We start from the raw sequence: 16727 nt of genomic DNA on the forward strand, positions 1-16727 counted from the left end.
ACTCATGAACCAACCGACTGTTTCGCAACGCCTTGCTCAGCTGCGCTCCCAAATGGCAGAGCACCGGTTAGATGCCTATATTGCGACCAACTACGACCCGCACGCCAGCGAGTATTCAGCTGCTCACTGGCTGGCCCGCCAGTGGATCACAGGATTCACCGGTTCTGCTGGCGAAGCGGTAATTCTGCCGGAAGGCGGCGGTTTATGGACCGATGGCCGTTACTACATTCAGGCCGAAGAGCAGTTAAACGGCAGCGGACTAGACCTGTTTAAGGCCCGCCTGCCGGAAACGCCGAGTATTCCGCAATGGCTGGCTGATACCCTGCCGTCCCAAAGTCGCATTGGGGTAGATGGGCGCACCATCAGCTATCATTTTTATCTGTCCCTGCAGGCGGCGGTGGCTGGCAAAGGGATCGATATTGTCCTCACTCACGATTTGATCGGCGCAGTCTGGGCTGATCGCCCTGCGCGTCCGGCCACGCCGGTGTTTAATCACCCACTTAAATATGCAGGACTGACAACGGCCCAGAAACTGGCGCAGGTACGCCAACTGATGTCTCAGGACAGCGTCGACGAACTGCTGGTTTCCACGCTGGATGATGTGATGTGGGCACTCAATATTCGTGGTGGTGATACCCTGTACAGCCCGATTTCGGAATCGTACCTGCTGCTGTCAGAGACTCACGCGACACTGTTTATTGACCTGCAAAAACTGCCGACAGACGTTGCCGCCCACCTTGAAACCCAGGGGGTGACATGCCAGCCGTATGAGGAGATTGCCACCGCCCTTTCCGGTCTGGCTGCCGATCGCCATTTCCGCTGTTGTGACCTTCACACGGATGCTCTGCTGGTCAGCAAATTGCCTGACACCGTCACACTCAGCCACCGATTAAGTTATTTCACTGAGCTCAAAGCCATCAAAAACGAGACTGAGCTGTGCAACATGAAAGAAAGCTTACGTCTGGATGGCATCGCAATGGTGAAGTTCATGCACTGGCTGGATCAGCAAGTGCCTGGGGGCAGCGTGACCGAGCTGAATGCTGAGCAGCAGTTGCAGGCATTTCGCTCCCAACAACCGACATATATCGGCGACAGTTTCCGGACCATTGCCGGTTTTGCCGCACACGGAGCCAAAATGCACTATGCCGCCGACATCGAAAGCAATGCCAACGTCGATGAATCTAACTTTTTCCTGGTCGACTCCGGTGGTCAATACCTTGGCGGCACGACCGACATCACCCGTACTTTCAGCTTTGGTCAGCTCAGTGAGCAACAGCGCACCGATTACACCTTGGTGCTAAAAGCGGTTATTCGCCTGACCCAGACCCGATTTTTGAAAGGTTCAACCGGGGCCAACCTGGACATTATGGCGCGAGGGGTACTCTGGCAGCATGGTATTGACTACAAGTGCGGTACCGGCCATGGCGTTGGCCTGTGCCTGAACGTGCATGAAGGACCACAAAACTTTTCTCAGTCTCACAAAGAAGTAGCACTGAAACCTAACATGGTGATCACTAACGAGCCGGGCGTTTATCGTGAAGGTGAATACGGCGTACGTATAGAAAACATCATGCAGGTTGTGGAATGTGAAGAAACAGCATTTGGTGCGTTTTATGGCTTCGAAACCCTGACTCTCGCGCCGATTGCCACGCAGGCTCTGAACCTGGAGATGCTGGACAACACAGAGAAACAATGGCTGAACACCTATCACGCACAGGTATATGCCGTGCTCAATGAGGCGTTGACGCTGCAAGAACGAAACTGGCTTCAAACGGCGACCGCACCGGTGTAAGCGCGGTGAGTGAAGTCAACGCATAGCCACCGGGTTTGTCTCCGGAAGCGATGGCGTTTACCTATATCCTTTGTGTCCCTCATTGCCAGCCACTGCCATCGTTTAAGGCTGGCCCTCACTTTCCTTGCTTCTGTTATGTTTTGCCGGCCCTGGAGCCGGCTTTTTTTCATCGCCCCAAGATGTGAATCTCCCCCTCACCATGTCATGCCATGATCAGTGACTTCAACAGAGACTTAAACTCGCTGCCGTTCACGCTGTGAGCCCTTCTGAGACGCCAACCAACTGACCTTTTAACGCTATAGCCAAGATATTCAGGGTCTTTATGCCGCGGCTAACATTGATCTGGAGGCATTGTTCTGGAGGCATTGAGGTAGCTGATTTTGAAGTGACTGGTTTTGAAGTAACTGGATTTGAAGTGGCTAGTCTTGAAATGGTTTGTTTTCAAGTTGATGGCTTTGATGTCGCTAATTTCAAGTGCCCTGGCTTTAAGCAATCAGAGTTTGAAGGACTTTGTTTCAGGACGTTCGTTTTAGGCCGATCTATAGCGAACAAACTTGGTGGCGAGCCCCATTATTCGGGCCTTTTCCATTATTCGGAGCATTATCGGTTTTGTGTGAGTCATATATCGGTAACGCGGCACGACAGCCCGTAGCCCTGCCACTTTTCGCCTTTCTTTCATCTACCTGGAGTCATGCTTTACATTCAGAATCAAAAAAGCCCGGCAAAAGCCGGGCTGCGAGAAGCACCACTGAAACGGGTTACTGACGACACTGGTTACTGCCAGCCTCTACCCGTAACGCTGCATTTTCAAAGGAACCCGAGACTTTCAGATATCCCCAGTAATTCGCCTGATGTTCCAGAATAATGCATTCACTGTTACCCATATTTGCCGATGATGCCTGCACATTGGTACCATCTGGCCAGTTCAGGTTGCTGTATTCCAGCGTCAGGTCGCCAGTCCCGTTGCCCGCCGTAATGGCAATGGTCTGATATTCACTGACAGCCGGAATACTGAACCACAATACGTCAGACGCTGAAGCCGTGTCGGCCAGACAGGCCGCTTCATCCAGTGCTAAACGCCCATCACTGATTTTTGGCAGTACTGCGCAGTTTTCCGGCAAGCCGGTATTACCACCAGATTCACCGCCCCCTTCATTACCGGAGCCTGTCCCCTCACCGTTCCCAGCGCCACTCTCACCCTTCACCAGCGCCTCGGTCCATTGGGCAAATTCTGACTGATACTGATTTGCCCAACCGTTAATGATCGCCTTGTATTCAGCCCAGCGTCCCTGTCGGGTGGCACTCAGCATACGTTGAACTTCATCAGGATGACGTTCAAACATGAACCGCACCGCCAGATATCCCCATCGGTAGATGCGATCCACATCAAAACCGTCATACGTCGTGTCAAACACCTGCGCCAGAGTGTACGTGCTACCATCCTGGATGGTGGCAATCGCCTGAGGATTATCATTTACCCGCGACACATACTCGGCCACCCCTTCGCTCCACCAGACCACAAGCTCGGTAGGCGTACCAAAATCGCCATACATATTGAACCGCCCATCCAAATAGTGGACGTACTCGTGCTCAAGATTCCAGACAAAATGGTCCGGGTTGGCATAGCTGGCTTCATACGCGATGAAATTGGGAATATTGCCCACATTGGCCGGATTCCCCTCGAGGTACATACCGCCGTTGTTGGTATCAATCCCAAATATCGGACCGGCATATTTACCGTAATCGGTATCGGAATCAAAAATATTCACCTGCAGCTGCGTATTATGATCATCAGCCACCGGCTGATTACCGGTTTCAAGCGTGGTGTGGAAAAATGACTCTTCATAAGCCATTTTGTCGCAAGCCGCGAGATGCTGTGCCTGCGACATATCCTGTGAGCGAATTTTAATCGTATCACTACAGATAAAAGTCTGGTTCAGCGCCGCATCACGCAGCGCGTCTTCAAAGCCACAGATGTTGAACTGGCTGCAATCAGCATAATAAGAGGCCGTATCCGCCGCCCCCAGCCAGATAGCATCTCCATCGCCATAGGACGGATACTGGCCGAAGATCGCGGTTAATCCTTCCGTGACTTTAGGCGCAATGGTCGCGTCCGTGTAGCGAGCTAACCGCCCCAGTTCTCTGGCCGCATTGGCCGCCATAAACTCCGTTGGCGAATTCACTTTCGTACGGTCCAGCGCAAATGCCTGTAAGGCCGTCACCAACGCAGTCTGCTCGCCAATCAGGCTGGTGTACTGATTGTTCCACTGCCCGCCAAACAAAATAGTAAAGACACCATTGACCGCGTTTCGCATATACCAGTGCTCGGCATATTGCGCATTCCAACGGGTCAGCCACTGCGTCACTACATCGAGATAGGCATGCTGTAGCCCAGCACTGTCCATCGTGATGATCACCTCGTTCAGCACCTTGCCATGAGCGTCGCCGTTGTCATAAAAATGGGTATTCTGGACAAACGCATCCACGGCACCTTTCACTGCCGGCGTCACCCACGACAGGAACGTGATATTGCTGTTATAAAACTCAGCGTAATACCCCGCCCGAAGATACAGATACAAGGCTTCCAGCTCATCACTGCCCCCGCCCGCATATTGCTGCGCCAGTGTTCGGGTATATTGTGCGACGTTATACATGTGGTTGGACGAAAACGCGGCTTCCTGTACTCCCGTGTCAGCACTAAACAAGGCATTGACACAACTGGCGCCCTGCTGGCGAATCGCGGCCATCAACTGGTTACTGCTGGTCGTCTGAAACTGGCTGAGATCACACTGTTCAACCGCATCCTGCTGAACCGATACCTGACGTTTCAGTAACGTTGGTGGTTCCGGCTGCTGAGTAGCATCTGTCGGACGATATTGCCGATCCGTGCGTTCAAGCCCGTGGATATGTTGCTCTGGCTGAAGCCTGGTACTTTGCTGCAGCAAATTTGGCTGCAACTTTTGTTGAACCGGCATGCCCGGGTGAGAAAACACCTCAGATGCATACACCGACTGACCCACAAGCAGGGCTGATACCGTTAACGCAAGTGCTTTAAGTTCCATCTTTTTCTTCTCTTGAAGTTAATGTTGTCATCCTTCAACGACTTCAAACAGGATGTGTAAATGCTATCACCAGGGTGACAGAAGGTAATGGTGGTATATTGTATACAATATGCAAATATGCAATCCCGGAAAGTCAAAGGCGGTGATGGAAATGAGAACCGTATTCAATTACAAAGCGAGAGGTTTCAGAGAAACACAAATTTAATGTGCATTCGGTTTTATAAAGTTTATCCGTTCATTGCGTTATCCGCAGAACATGAAAAACAGAAAAGGGCGCCTCTGCGCCCTTTGTTGAAAGTAAATTTACTCGGCTTCACTACCGGGTTAACGATGCCCCCTGTGTCCGAATCACATCCTGATACCAGTAAAAGCTCTTCTTGCGCTTGCGTGCCAGCGTACCGCTGCCATCATCATGGCGATCCACATAGATAAAGCCGTAACGCTTACTCATTTCTGCCGTCGAGTTTGCCACCAGATCAATCGGCCCCCAGCTGGTGAACCCCATCAGTTCAACGCCATCTTTGACCGCTTCATGCGCCTGTACCAGGTGATCATTCAGGTAAGCGATGCGGTAATCATCCTGAATCTCGCCGTTTTCATCCGGCTCATCACGAGCACCAAGGCCATTTTCGACAATGAAAAGTGGCTTCTGGTAACGGTCATACAGGAAGTTCAGCAAAATACGCAGCCCCTTCGGATCAATCAGCCAGCCCCACTGGCTTTTTTCCAGATACGGGTTTGGCACGCTGTCGATGATGTTACCCACTTCTTTCTGCTTCGGATCTGCACTGGCACACCCGCTGGCATAATAGCTGAAAGACACAAAATCAACGCTGGCACCGGCAATCTCTTCCAGATCCCCCGCGGCCATGGCTATTTCAATGCCTTTCTCACGAAAATAACGCAACATGTAACCTGGGTATTTACCGCGAGTCTGCACATCGCCGAAAAACAGCCATTTGTTGTTTTCATGCATGGCCGCCAACACATCATCAGGGTGACAGGTATACGGGTAGTTCATCGCACCCAGCAGCATATTACCGATTCGGGCATCCGGAATAATTTCATGACACAGTTTTACGGCCTTGGCATTAGCCACCAGCTGATGGTGGATGGCCTGATAGATTTCCTGCTCCGATGCCTCTTCAGGCAGACCAACGCCGGTAAACGGCGCATGAAGCGACATATTAATTTCGTTGAATGTCAGCCACAGTTTGACTTTGTCTTTATAGCGCTCGAACACCGTACGCGCATAACGGGCAAAGAAATCGATCAGTTTACGGCTGCCCCAGCCTCCGTATTTTTCGGTCAGGGCAAACGGCATTTCATAGTGCGAGAGGGTCACGAATGGCTGCATACCATGCTTGGCCAGCTCATCAAAAATCTTATCGTAGTACGCCAGCCCCGCTTCATTCGGCTCTGATTCATCGCCATTCGGGAAAATCCGAGTCCAGGCGATCGACAACCGCAGGCAGGTAAACCCCATTTCCTTGAACAGCACAATATCCTCCGGGTAACGATGATAAAAATCGATCGCCAGATCCTTGATCCCCGGTGTACGTTCATTACGAGGCTGATGCGGGCTCAGAATCCCCTTAGGCAGCATGTCTGACGTTGACAGCCCCTTGCCGTCAAGATCGTAGGCGCCTTCCACCTGATTGGCCGCAATGGCGCCGCCCCATAAAAAGTGCTTTGGAAATGTTGTCTCAGCATGTGTCGTCATGACGCTATCCTGCCTGTTAAGTTACCAACTGGCCCCATCCTATCCCAACCGCTATCAGAAAAATGAGGTCAGGAATGAAAAGCAATTGTTCCTATTTTAGCTGCTGCAACTTTTGCTCGATCAGCTGTGAGTAGCTGTTTGCTTTGAGGCCAAAAATAACCTGTACATTCTGATTATCCAGACGCACGACACCGAATGCGCCCAACTGTTTCAGGGCTTCACTGTCCACACGCCCGGTATCGTTAAGGTGCATTCTCAACCGGGTCGCGCAGGCTCCCGACTGAAGAATATTGTCCAGCCCGCCGAGAGCAGCTATTACGTCATCCACCTCCTGCTCAATATTCGGATTGGTTTTTGTCAGAAAATGGAAGAATTGTCGTAACCGATTGAGCATGTTTCCCCCTGTCATCCGCCGTTTGGCGAATCGCCTTGTCAGAATCTTTACCGCCAGCCCTAGCCACGCCATTCATTGCCGTAGCCATTAATTGCTCTATTTATACCATTCTTCACTGACTGGCGACTGTTCATGCGCCGCTCTGAAGTGCGAGGTTTCTCAAGAAACCACAACGACAAATGCAGTTCGCATACAATATACAATTTTGATCGTTATACTTCCTGAACGAGTCAGCGTGACAACTTAGGTACCTTGGGCACCTATGAGGGAACAAACTGACCGTCTTCTCAGCGACTCATGGCTCAGCGACTCGTGACGGCGACACCATTTGGTAATGAAAGATGTAAGACATGGAGGGAACCATGACGGTATCAGCCCAGTATTTACTGGCGGCTTTGCGGGAAACACTGAAGGTACGCAATATCAGTTACGCGCAGTTATCAGAATACTGCAGCGTGCCAGTCAGCAGTCTGAAGCGCCAGTTTCATAATCCGAGCCTGGGCATTGATAAAATCACGTTTTATGCCAGTTACCTGGACACCGATTTAGTGAAACTGTCGGAGCTGGCAAACCGTATTCAGCAACGGGACATTAAAGCCATCTCGCCGAATAATAATGCCATCTTCGCAAAACACCCGTATCTGTACGATTTCATTTACCTGCTGACATCGTTAGGCTGGTCGGTCGAGGATATTCAGACACACTTTACCCTGTCAGAACAGTCCATCATCCACTACCTGCGGGCGCTGGAAATGATGGGCTACGTGGAGACGATCGAAAAAACCCGGGTAAAACTTAACCCTCAAAAACGTTTTATTACGGAAGAAAACAGCCCCTTAGACAAGCTATTTGTGGCGCGTTTCAAAACCAGCCAGGACCGGCATCAGCAACGCCCCGCCATTTGCATGGCCCGGATTAAACTGACCGACGAGCAAATCCGCAAAATGGAAGGACAACTGTACGAACAACTGGTCAATTTCCACACCCAAAATCAGCAGAACCCGGATGCCACCCTGAAAAACGTGATGCTCTCTTTTGTCCCTGGCGAAGCCATCCGGCTCAGTGACACCCTACCCGAAGTTGACGGTGAGTTATTAAGAGAGGTGCTGAGGTTGCAGGGAGCGCAAGCTTAAAGGGCAAGCACTGCCCTTAAGCTCAGTTATCACCTAAATCAAAATGACGGAGGCAATATCCGCAAAGTCTCCAGATGACATATGTCAACGGCGCACTCACTAAACCATCAACAGCATAGTGCCACCCCAACATAAATGAACCAATATAAATAATGACGGCATAAATCCAGAATACCCAACCTAGCATTTTATTGATTGAATACACTCCCAACGCCATCAAAACGGCCATAGACACATGCATACTAGGCATAGCTGAAATACCACTTCCCAGCATTTCTTTGCCAGTTGAGTACGACTCCCATAATGCATCCTGAGTGCTAAGCGCCCAAAGTGATACCCAAGACCCATGTTCTATTAACCAAGCATCATGGGCATGAAGCAAACTCATTAATGGTTCATAGGTTGTATTTAATGGTTCTAACAAAGACACAAATGCAGGTCCGGCCGACGGTAAAAAATAGGCCAACGCATTTCCCAGTAAGGACCAGCTCAACAACCAAGACATTAGATACTGAAGTCTTAATTTTGAGATCGGATAAACCAAAAATAAACAAAGTACGACCCAAACACATATTAACCAGAAATTATAAAGGATATTCAATCCCAGTGTTATCCAAGGTGATTGAAAAAATCCATGAGCAATTTTCCAAGGCTCAACACCTGAGAAGAGAAACAAATCTAAACGGTGAAATAACTCATCAAAGGAAAATGGATTAAGTAATGGAATCAAAGCCTTCACCGTTGAAAAGCATGATGTGAAAGCACTAATGGCTGTTAATAGAAAGAAACTAGTAATAATCCGATTTCTCAGTTCATAAATTTTTATTAACTTAATCCAGAAGCAGAATAGCGGCCTTTTCTCAAGTCGTATTACTAATAAAAATAAATAACCGATAGAACTAACACATAAGGAAATGGATATTACAATAGGCAGTATTTCCATATATGATGTGAGTTGTATTTTACTTTCATATCCATTTACATTAGAAAAAATAAAAACAGCCATTATGTAAATAGCAATAAAAATATATATTGGTATATCAACTTTTAGACTTTCATACAAAATAAAAAGATCTGAACGCCAACTTATATTTTTAAAGTTTGAATAAAACTGAGTTATGACATTCATAAAAAAACCGAATAAGAGTTACTCATAAAAAGGACTCAGAGATTAATGAGCAGCCTTAAGTGATCCAACTAGTACCTAGTCAGAAGTGATAACCGACTAATAGCGAAATATTCTCTTCTATGAGAGAGTCACTAACATCATCGCCATCTAAGCTAGCTCGGCTCCATCGCAAACCAACACGATAATCAGAGAATACAGAATCAACACCCACTCCCCACTTGGGACCATAAATTGTTTTTTTATCACTGCTGCTAAGGTTCAATAAATTGTAACTACCTTTTAGGCGAGTCATGCTAAAACCCACCAATCCATAAAGATCAACAACCACCTTGCCTGTAACAACAAAACGCATTCCAATAGGCATGTTGGCGGCTATTGCATATTGCTCTTCAATTGTTGCAGAGAGAATGGAGCCATCTATGTTCTCCGTGTCACTCGCTTTATTATCGATATAGGATGCTTCCAGTTCTCCACCTAAAAACCAGTTATGAACATAATAATTCCGCGAACCCCAAATAGCGGAATACTGAGTGCCTTTCTCACTTTCCAATTTATGGGAAGCAGCTCCTACTGCAAGATAAACTTCCTGATTGTAGTCAGAGTTAATTTCTGATAAGGCAGGGCTTGACAAAAAAATTGATAAAACAAAAATAGACTTATTCATAATCATTCTCTACTATTTTTCGTCTTTAAAAACTTATAAAGAGAGTATCTCAACACGGCGGTTCTCTTCTCTACCAAGATTTGTCTCGTTGCTACTTATTGGTTCAGATTCACCTTTCGATGAAACAATCAATTTATTTGATATTGCACCTTTCTCTGTCAGATAGACTTTAACATTGTTGGCACGTTTCAGGCCTAATTGGTAATTATACGGCTCAATACCTGTTGAATCAGTATGACCTTCAACTAACCATATAGAGTGTTCACTTTTAATTTTGGTAAACAATCTATCTAAAACATATTTTGACTGCTCTGTTAAATTATATTGGTCAAATTTAAAGTATACTCTTGCAATAAGATCGCGGTTCTTAACTGATTCAATTATAGAATGACTAAGTAAAAAATCCGTACACTTTTTATCAATATCCAATTGACTTAATTGTGACCGAACAAATTCTTCTTCAGGGTCAACAAAATTTAACTCTTGAATCTGATAAAAACCACCTTGATTAAGATACAACTTATTTCCTTTCCCGACATGCACATCTTTCTGATATTCATCGCCTGAAATGTTACAGTACATTGTTATAGAGTCATTTAGGTGTGCATCATTTTCAGCATTCACACTCAGCGATACTGCCATCGCAAGTACGGCTGCTAATATATTTTTATTCATATTTGTCATTCTCCTCTTTATCTATGCGTTCTATTTAAGGTGACCAATCTCTTCAGTAATAAGCTCTAAGATTTTGTTGAGGATTTCGTCACGATTCTGTGCTTTGTAGACATTTCCTTCTCCTACACAGTCTTTCAGTGCTCTGTTTTCATGTGGATTATAATCAAACCCAATTACAGCTAGGCGAGCTTTAATTGGGCGATCATCTTCAGTCCTGTCTGACTCAAGACCCATTTTTATTTTTGAACACATTTTTCTATCCACTAAATTTTCAGCTACTTTTTTTTCTGAATCATTACCATCAGAAAGAACTATTAATAAACGACGAGAATTTTTACCACCTCTGAGAATTTGTGCACCTCTAATCAAAGCTTGATATGATGCAGTTCCTCCTTTAGGATAGAAATCATTAACTTTATAGTTAAATGAACTGAAATTGTCCGTTAATGAAATATCATAAAAATAACCACTATCATATCGTTCATTGCAATATTTTTTTGACTTTTCAACCCAAATAGTATTTATAGTCTCTTGGTAATCAACACCTTTATTAGAAAATTTAGCTTGCTCAAGATAGCACCAACCAGAATTCCAATAATTACTACCCGAGTACTTAGAATATGTATAGTAATTAAATGCTGAAATTCCGACCTTATTATTATTCCCAAGTTCTAATTTGTTAAATTTATCTAATTCATGTGTTACTTCTTTTATAATATCTATAAGATCTCTATATTTTCGTTGATAACCACCGGACCAATACCACTCCATAGATCCAGAAAAATCTGCAGCAAACATTACATCGACAGCTTCACTTTGGTATTTACGCGCTAAAGAGTGCCCTCTGGTAGAAAAAGTTTCTCCCATTCCAGAAATACTATCATTACCGGGAAACCATGACTTTTGAGCCGTTGTTACGTCAACTTCGTACTCAAAAAAACGAGATTCACCTTTTTCTAATCCTTTGACGCAATCACTAATTTGTTCGCAAGCTCGTTTATACACTTTAAGATCCGTAATAGACTCAATATCATTGATATATGCTTGAACAATATTCGTGGCTATAGATCTGTTTACTGCACTTGCATTTCCAGAGTTATTAGTACTTTGGTTAGGATCATTGTGTGCAGCAATTGCTAAAGCAGCAACTTCCGATGCATCTTCAATTCGTGCTTTTGTTTGAATGGCACGAGCACCATCGCTGGCCAAGGTGAAAATGCCAAACAACGCCGGGATCATCATGGCAAATAACAGTGCGGCATGCCCTTGTTGTTGTTTATAGTTGTTCACTATTATCTCCCAATCATAACTGATGAAGAGCTTACCCGTGCATAGCTTTCATTAATTAAAGAACCAAAAGTATTATCAGTTCGATAACATAGTGTCACTCGATACAAAGTTGCTTGTCGATCCCAACTCGTTACAACCGATAAATATTCAAAATCTTTTATAGTTTGAGAAAGAGAGCAAGAGTATGCACCAAAAATATATGTTTTAGGTAAATTAGCATGCCCTATGCTTTTAAAAGTCAGTTGTTCAACTACAGCACCAAAGCGTGAACTTTCATAACTGTTCAGAGTCCGTTGCAATGAATTGCTTGCAATTGTATAAATAATATTCGCTTCACTAATATTCTTAATTTCGTAATCTTCATCATATAATTGCGTACGCTCTTTTAGTACATTAACCAAAGAAAACGATAACCTATCCAGTTTTCCTCGAATAGATAATTTAACAATAACATCTGCACTAAAAACAAAGATAACACTCAGTACAATACCGACAATCGCAAACTCAACTGAAAAATTACCGCGTTGCTTAAATTTCAAATGCATCACGCTCATATTCCTGAATAACAATAACTTCACGGCTAAATATACTTTCTGCGTCCAGAAAATATGAAAAAACAGAAGAAAATCGATAATCAATGCGATAAACAGCTATAGGCTTATTTTTTTCAGGACCACCACACTCATTAATAACCTTATCATTAGGAACCTCGCAAGGTTCAATCCATAATCCAAGCCTATTTACACTATCCAAATACTGAATCGACATCGTAAATTTATTCGGATCAATAATGTTACCCCAAATTGATTGATGTCTACTTATGGCAGACCTGAATGAACTACGATATTCGGACTCTTCAGTTTTCGCCTCACGAGCAGATTCTGAGACAATTAAATCGCTCACTGCAGAAATATATGACATATAGCTCATCTCTACCCATGCCATACACATAATCCAAAAAGCCATGAAACCAAGAACAAATTCAATACTGGCAACACCCCTGACCCTTCTTTTACTGTACGGCATTATGTTCATCCACCATATCTGGATCTGCCGTACTCATTGCAACCCCTGTTGACAACGGTTCTGCACCTTTTAAGGCTAAATAGCGTTCTGTAATTTCTCGCTCATTAAATTTAAGCGCCAATACCCGCTTCATAAGATCAAAATCACCAGCCTTAGCCATTGCCATCATCAAATTGGCCTGAACCTGATCATCGAGTTTCTCATTCATATAAACTGGTAATAAGCGCTTGATAGCCACTTCATACTGTCCTTCAACAATATCCAGAACTGCCAGATTATTTTTGATTTTTATATCGTCATAAAGATGCTTACGAGCCAAATTAAAGTAGTGTCTTGCTTGAGTAATATCCCCCTCACTGGCATAAATAACGCCCAGTAAGTTCTCAACTTCCGCATTATCATCCTCTAGTTCATAAGCTCTTTTTGTCGTAGCCAAAGCTGCAAGAATATATCCCTGTTCAAATTCACTATTTGCTTGGATTAGTAATGAATTTATAGTAGGAGATTTCTCATTTAACTGCTCAATTGTGAACAACGCCGACTCAGCGTCGCCATAATCCAAGTAAGTTTGTGACAGTTTTTCTCTTACATCCCTAGTATTTTTTTCTCTAAGTTGAGATTTATAAAAAGAAATCAATTCCGGGTAATTTTTTGTATTAACCAACATTGTTTCTTTCGCGGAGTTAGTATCAAAACTGGCGTTGGATACACAGCCAGTTAAAGTTAAGAGTAAAACGGCAACATTAACATACTTAATATGCACCAGACATCATCCTCATAACCCCTGGTGCTGCAATCAAAATCACAATAGGCACCATGATGAAAACAATTAACGGAATCGACATCTTCGCTGCCAATTTCCCTATTTTTTCTTCAAGGCTAAGCATACGCACGTTACGTATATCTGCAGCCAACCGACTAAGCACACCATAGATAGAGCTTCCGTAATGCAGACTCTGTTTAAGAGTCATAACAAAACTTCGCATCTCATTTGTAGGTACTTTGGTATATAGTTCATCCAAAGCCTGATCAAGCCCGACAATTCGAGCACGATCATTGGTGCGATTAAGCAAGTGTGCAATATCCTTATCAAAACCCCGCATCTCCTGCGCCAAATAACTCATTGATGATTCAATGGTCATACCGGTTTGGACGCACATCGCGAGCAAATCAAGCAAGTAAGGCAGCTGGCTTGATAGCTTTTCCTGAAGCGCATTAGCTCTTACACTAAGAATCGTATCTGGGACAGAAATGCAGATCACCAACCACACGCACATATAGGCGATGATTGTGAGTGATGATGTAGCATCACTTATCAACCAATATATGAATCCTGCACCTATCGTAGCAGCCAGATATTTTGCAGGCATATAAAGATGAGCCAGTTTAAAATCATAGAATCCAGCGGAATAAAACTTACGTTCTATTTCTTCTGTATTCGTAGATACTGCATTTGGTAGTAGTTGATCAATTTTCTCAAACAGACTCTCTTCTATATTTTTTGATGCACCGCTAATAGAGAAATGACTTAATGTTTTTTTTCGCTTAACTTTACGCAACAGCAACCAGGCAAAAAGTGAAACCCCAAAAAATACAGACGTTAAAGCGATGAAAATAGTTTCTTGAGATGCCATCATGAGCGAACACCTCGCATCAAGGCCCAAATAATAAACATACCAATAGCTTCACTAACCAAGACATAATATAGAATCGGTTTGCCGTCAGGATTAAACATGACATATTCGTAGTTTTCTGGGCTCAGGTACTGAAGCATGAACAGAAAGACAAAAGGAATAGCCCCGACAATTTTGGCTGATGTCCTGGCTTCAGAAGTCAACGCATACTTTTTTTTCTCAACTGCGCGAGCATCGAACATAAGGCGATTTAATCTTGTTATGACTTCCTTCAACTGCCCACCACGGTGCATGTTTGCTCGTAATGTGATTACAAAGAATTGAAATGAAGGGTATGGAAATCGAGTACAGGATTTACGAAACACACCATCTGGTGACTCACCCAATTGCAACCTTTCTCCCATCAACTTGAACTCTTTCCCCACATCTCCTTCCAATGTTCGCCCTACAAACATGATGGCATGCATAATACTTTCACCAGAACTCACTGCGCTTGCCAGCATATTCAGCGCATCGGGAAAAGCTTCCTCAAACTGATTACGTTCACGCTTGCGTAACCAGAAAACCCCCGACACCATACCCAACGCTTCTACAATGCTCAGAACTATCAGGAGATTACCCTGGATAAAATTACGATTTAGATACAGCGCAAGCATTGCTAACAACACACAAAAAACCACAACTTTAACGACCGCTAATGTTCCGATTTGTCGGTATGTGTTATTAAAAAATCGGGATAGTTTTTGGCTGAATGTTTCGTCCGACAGTGACGTTAAATTCACAGCCTGGCGATCGTTATCCAATGTCGCAACAAGAATGGTTTTGTTAATTTCTTCTAGGTAATCGTAATGTTTCCTTTTCTGCGGCATTAGCAAAAAAAGAACAATCCCCCCACCAAGAATTAAAGCCAACCAGTAAATCATGCTGGTTCACCTAACTTGAAAGCTGCATTTAGCTGTCTTTCTAGTCCAAAGAAACGTGCTTTTTCAACTAAGACAGAGCGCTGCATTAAACCAGCTGTAAGGTAGTGCCCCCGAACTTTACCATCCTGACCATGTTGAGCCGATGGTTGAAATTTAAAAATTTCTTCCAGTACAACGTTGCTGCCTTCCAAACCAATGACTTCGGAAATACTCATCACTTTACGGCTACCGTCATGCAAGCGGCTTATCTGGATGACGAGGTCAACTGCGCTTACAATGGTACGTCTGATGGCTTCCAAAGGAAGATTATTCGTTGCCATCATGACCATGGCCTCAACTCGGGCAAGAGCATCACGAGGTGTATTAGCGTGCAAAGTTGACATTGAGCCATCGTGACCAGTATTCATTGCCTGAAGCATTTCAAATGCTTCTCCGCCACGACACTCACCAACAATAATACGATCAGGTCGCATCCTGAGTGCATTGATTACTAAATCTCGCTGCGTAATTGCACCAGTGCCTTCAATACCTGACGTCCTGGTTTCCAGACGTACAACATGCGGTTGGAGTAATTTAAGTTCAGCAGCATCTTCAATTGTTACGATGCGTTCTTTCTCAGAAATATACTGTGAAAGAGCGTTTAGCATGGTAGTTTTACCTGAGCCAGTACCACCCGAGATAAGAATATTCAGACGACAACGCGCTGCTATCATTAGTATTTGGGCCATCTCAGGGCTCATCGCACCAAACTCAGTCAGCTTATCAAGCCCAATACTTTGTTTTTTAAATTTACGAATTGATATTGAGGTGCCGTCAATAGCAATTGGTGGAATAACAATGTTTACCCGGCTTCCGTCTTGGAGTCGAGCATCACATGTTGGTGAAGAGTCATCAACACGTCGGCCAACTCTAGAAGCTATTCTCTTAGCGATATGAAGTAATTGGTTCTCGTCAATAAAACTGACTGGCGCTCGCTCAACTAAGCCATTTCGCTCAATGAACACCAGGTTATGACCATTAATCATGATATCGCTAATAGACTCGTCATCCATTAAAGCTTGCAGTGGCCCAAGTCCATGTAATTCATCAACAAGACTTTTAACATATTCAGCACGGACTACTGCGGCAACGGACCATCCCTGCCTTTCAATAAGCAAATCAACCGCGTTGCCTAACTGTTTACTCAGCTGCTCTTTTGACAAAGAGTTAACAGCTTCAGCTTCTAATGCATCAAAGATCTGATTACGAATCGCGACATAAATTGACTTATTCTGATCCATGA

Annotated in this window: 15 protein-coding genes; 2 read left to right on the forward strand and 13 right to left on the reverse strand. The window is 44.5% G+C overall.

Annotated elements, in window-relative coordinates; translation table 11 throughout:
- Nucleotides 1-4: 4 nt before the first annotated feature.
- Nucleotides 5-1792 (forward strand): aminopeptidase P family protein, encoded by a 1788-nt coding sequence (locus PGW97_RS23160; protein WP_273859968.1) that lies wholly within the window; start codon nucleotides 5-7, stop codon nucleotides 1790-1792.
- Nucleotides 1793-2550: 758 nt separating this feature from the next.
- Here the strand turns inward: PGW97_RS23160 and PGW97_RS23165 are convergent.
- From PGW97_RS23165 to PGW97_RS23175, 3 genes are all read right to left on the reverse strand, one after another.
- A complete protein-coding gene (locus tag PGW97_RS23165) occupies nucleotides 2551-4854 on the reverse strand; it encodes a M9 family metallopeptidase (protein WP_273859969.1) in 2304 nt (767 codons plus the stop codon).
- 316 nt (nucleotides 4855-5170) lie between these two features.
- The gene (locus tag PGW97_RS23170) at nucleotides 5171-6577 is read right to left on the reverse strand and encodes a glycoside hydrolase family 1 protein (protein WP_273859970.1); all 1407 of its coding nucleotides are present in this window, start codon (nucleotides 6575-6577) and stop codon (nucleotides 5171-5173) included.
- 91 nt (nucleotides 6578-6668) lie between these two features.
- Nucleotides 6669-6971 (reverse strand): PTS glucose/sucrose transporter subunit IIB, encoded by a 303-nt coding sequence (locus tag PGW97_RS23175; RefSeq protein WP_273859971.1) that lies wholly within the window; start codon nucleotides 6969-6971, stop codon nucleotides 6669-6671.
- Between the two features lie 362 nt (nucleotides 6972-7333).
- Between PGW97_RS23175 and PGW97_RS23180 the strand changes: the two genes are divergently transcribed.
- Complete coding sequence (locus PGW97_RS23180; protein ID WP_273859972.1) at nucleotides 7334-8104, forward strand: transcriptional regulator; 771 nt, start codon at nucleotides 7334-7336, stop codon at nucleotides 8102-8104.
- A 22-nt stretch (nucleotides 8105-8126) separates the two neighbouring features.
- On the opposite strand, the gene PGW97_RS23185 is transcribed toward PGW97_RS23180, so the two are convergent.
- The 10 genes from PGW97_RS23185 to PGW97_RS23230 all read right to left on the reverse strand — a co-directional run bounded on the left by PGW97_RS23185 (nucleotide 8127) and on the right by PGW97_RS23230 (nucleotide 16725).
- A complete protein-coding gene (locus tag PGW97_RS23185) occupies nucleotides 8127-9233 on the reverse strand; it encodes a phosphatase PAP2 family protein (RefSeq protein WP_273859973.1) in 1107 nt (368 codons plus the stop codon).
- Between the two features lie 79 nt (nucleotides 9234-9312).
- Nucleotides 9313-9897, reverse strand: a complete 585-nt coding sequence (locus tag PGW97_RS23190) for an outer membrane beta-barrel protein (protein WP_273859974.1) — start codon at nucleotides 9895-9897, stop codon at nucleotides 9313-9315.
- A gap of 33 nt (nucleotides 9898-9930) precedes the next feature.
- Nucleotides 9931-10572, reverse strand: a complete 642-nt coding sequence (locus tag PGW97_RS23195) for an OmpA family protein (RefSeq protein WP_273859975.1) — start codon at nucleotides 10570-10572, stop codon at nucleotides 9931-9933.
- A gap of 30 nt (nucleotides 10573-10602) precedes the next feature.
- Nucleotides 10603-11862, reverse strand: a complete 1260-nt coding sequence (locus tag PGW97_RS23200) for a TadE/TadG family type IV pilus assembly protein (protein ID WP_443147129.1) — start codon at nucleotides 11860-11862, stop codon at nucleotides 10603-10605.
- Between the two features lie 2 nt (nucleotides 11863-11864).
- Nucleotides 11865-12407, reverse strand: coding sequence for a tight adherence pilus pseudopilin TadF (gene tadF, locus PGW97_RS23205; RefSeq protein ID WP_273860651.1), 543 nt, complete (start codon nucleotides 12405-12407; stop codon nucleotides 11865-11867).
- Nucleotides 12391-12888 (reverse strand): TadE/TadG family type IV pilus assembly protein, encoded by a 498-nt coding sequence (locus PGW97_RS23210; protein WP_217393720.1) that lies wholly within the window; start codon nucleotides 12886-12888, stop codon nucleotides 12391-12393. Before PGW97_RS23210 ends, tadF begins: the two co-directional genes overlap by 17 nt.
- A complete protein-coding gene (locus PGW97_RS23215; RefSeq protein WP_273859976.1) occupies nucleotides 12875-13651 on the reverse strand; it encodes a hypothetical protein in 777 nt (258 codons plus the stop codon). Before PGW97_RS23215 ends, PGW97_RS23210 begins: the two co-directional genes overlap by 14 nt.
- Nucleotides 13641-14522: a type II secretion system F family protein gene (locus PGW97_RS23220; protein WP_273860652.1), complete on the reverse strand. Its 882-nt coding sequence runs from the start codon at nucleotides 14520-14522 to the stop codon at nucleotides 13641-13643. The genes PGW97_RS23215 and PGW97_RS23220 overlap by 11 nt, the downstream gene beginning before the upstream one ends.
- Complete coding sequence (locus PGW97_RS23225) at nucleotides 14522-15445, reverse strand: type II secretion system F family protein (protein WP_273859977.1); 924 nt, start codon at nucleotides 15443-15445, stop codon at nucleotides 14522-14524. The genes PGW97_RS23220 and PGW97_RS23225 overlap by 1 nt, the downstream gene beginning before the upstream one ends.
- Complete coding sequence (locus PGW97_RS23230) at nucleotides 15442-16725, reverse strand: CpaF family protein (RefSeq protein WP_217393714.1); 1284 nt, start codon at nucleotides 16723-16725, stop codon at nucleotides 15442-15444. The genes PGW97_RS23225 and PGW97_RS23230 overlap by 4 nt, the downstream gene beginning before the upstream one ends.
- Between the last annotated feature and the right edge of the window lie 2 nt (nucleotides 16726-16727).

It is taken from the genome of Photobacterium sp. GSS17, from assembly GCF_028621875.1.
GTDB lineage: Bacteria > Pseudomonadota > Gammaproteobacteria > Enterobacterales > Vibrionaceae > Photobacterium > Photobacterium ganghwense.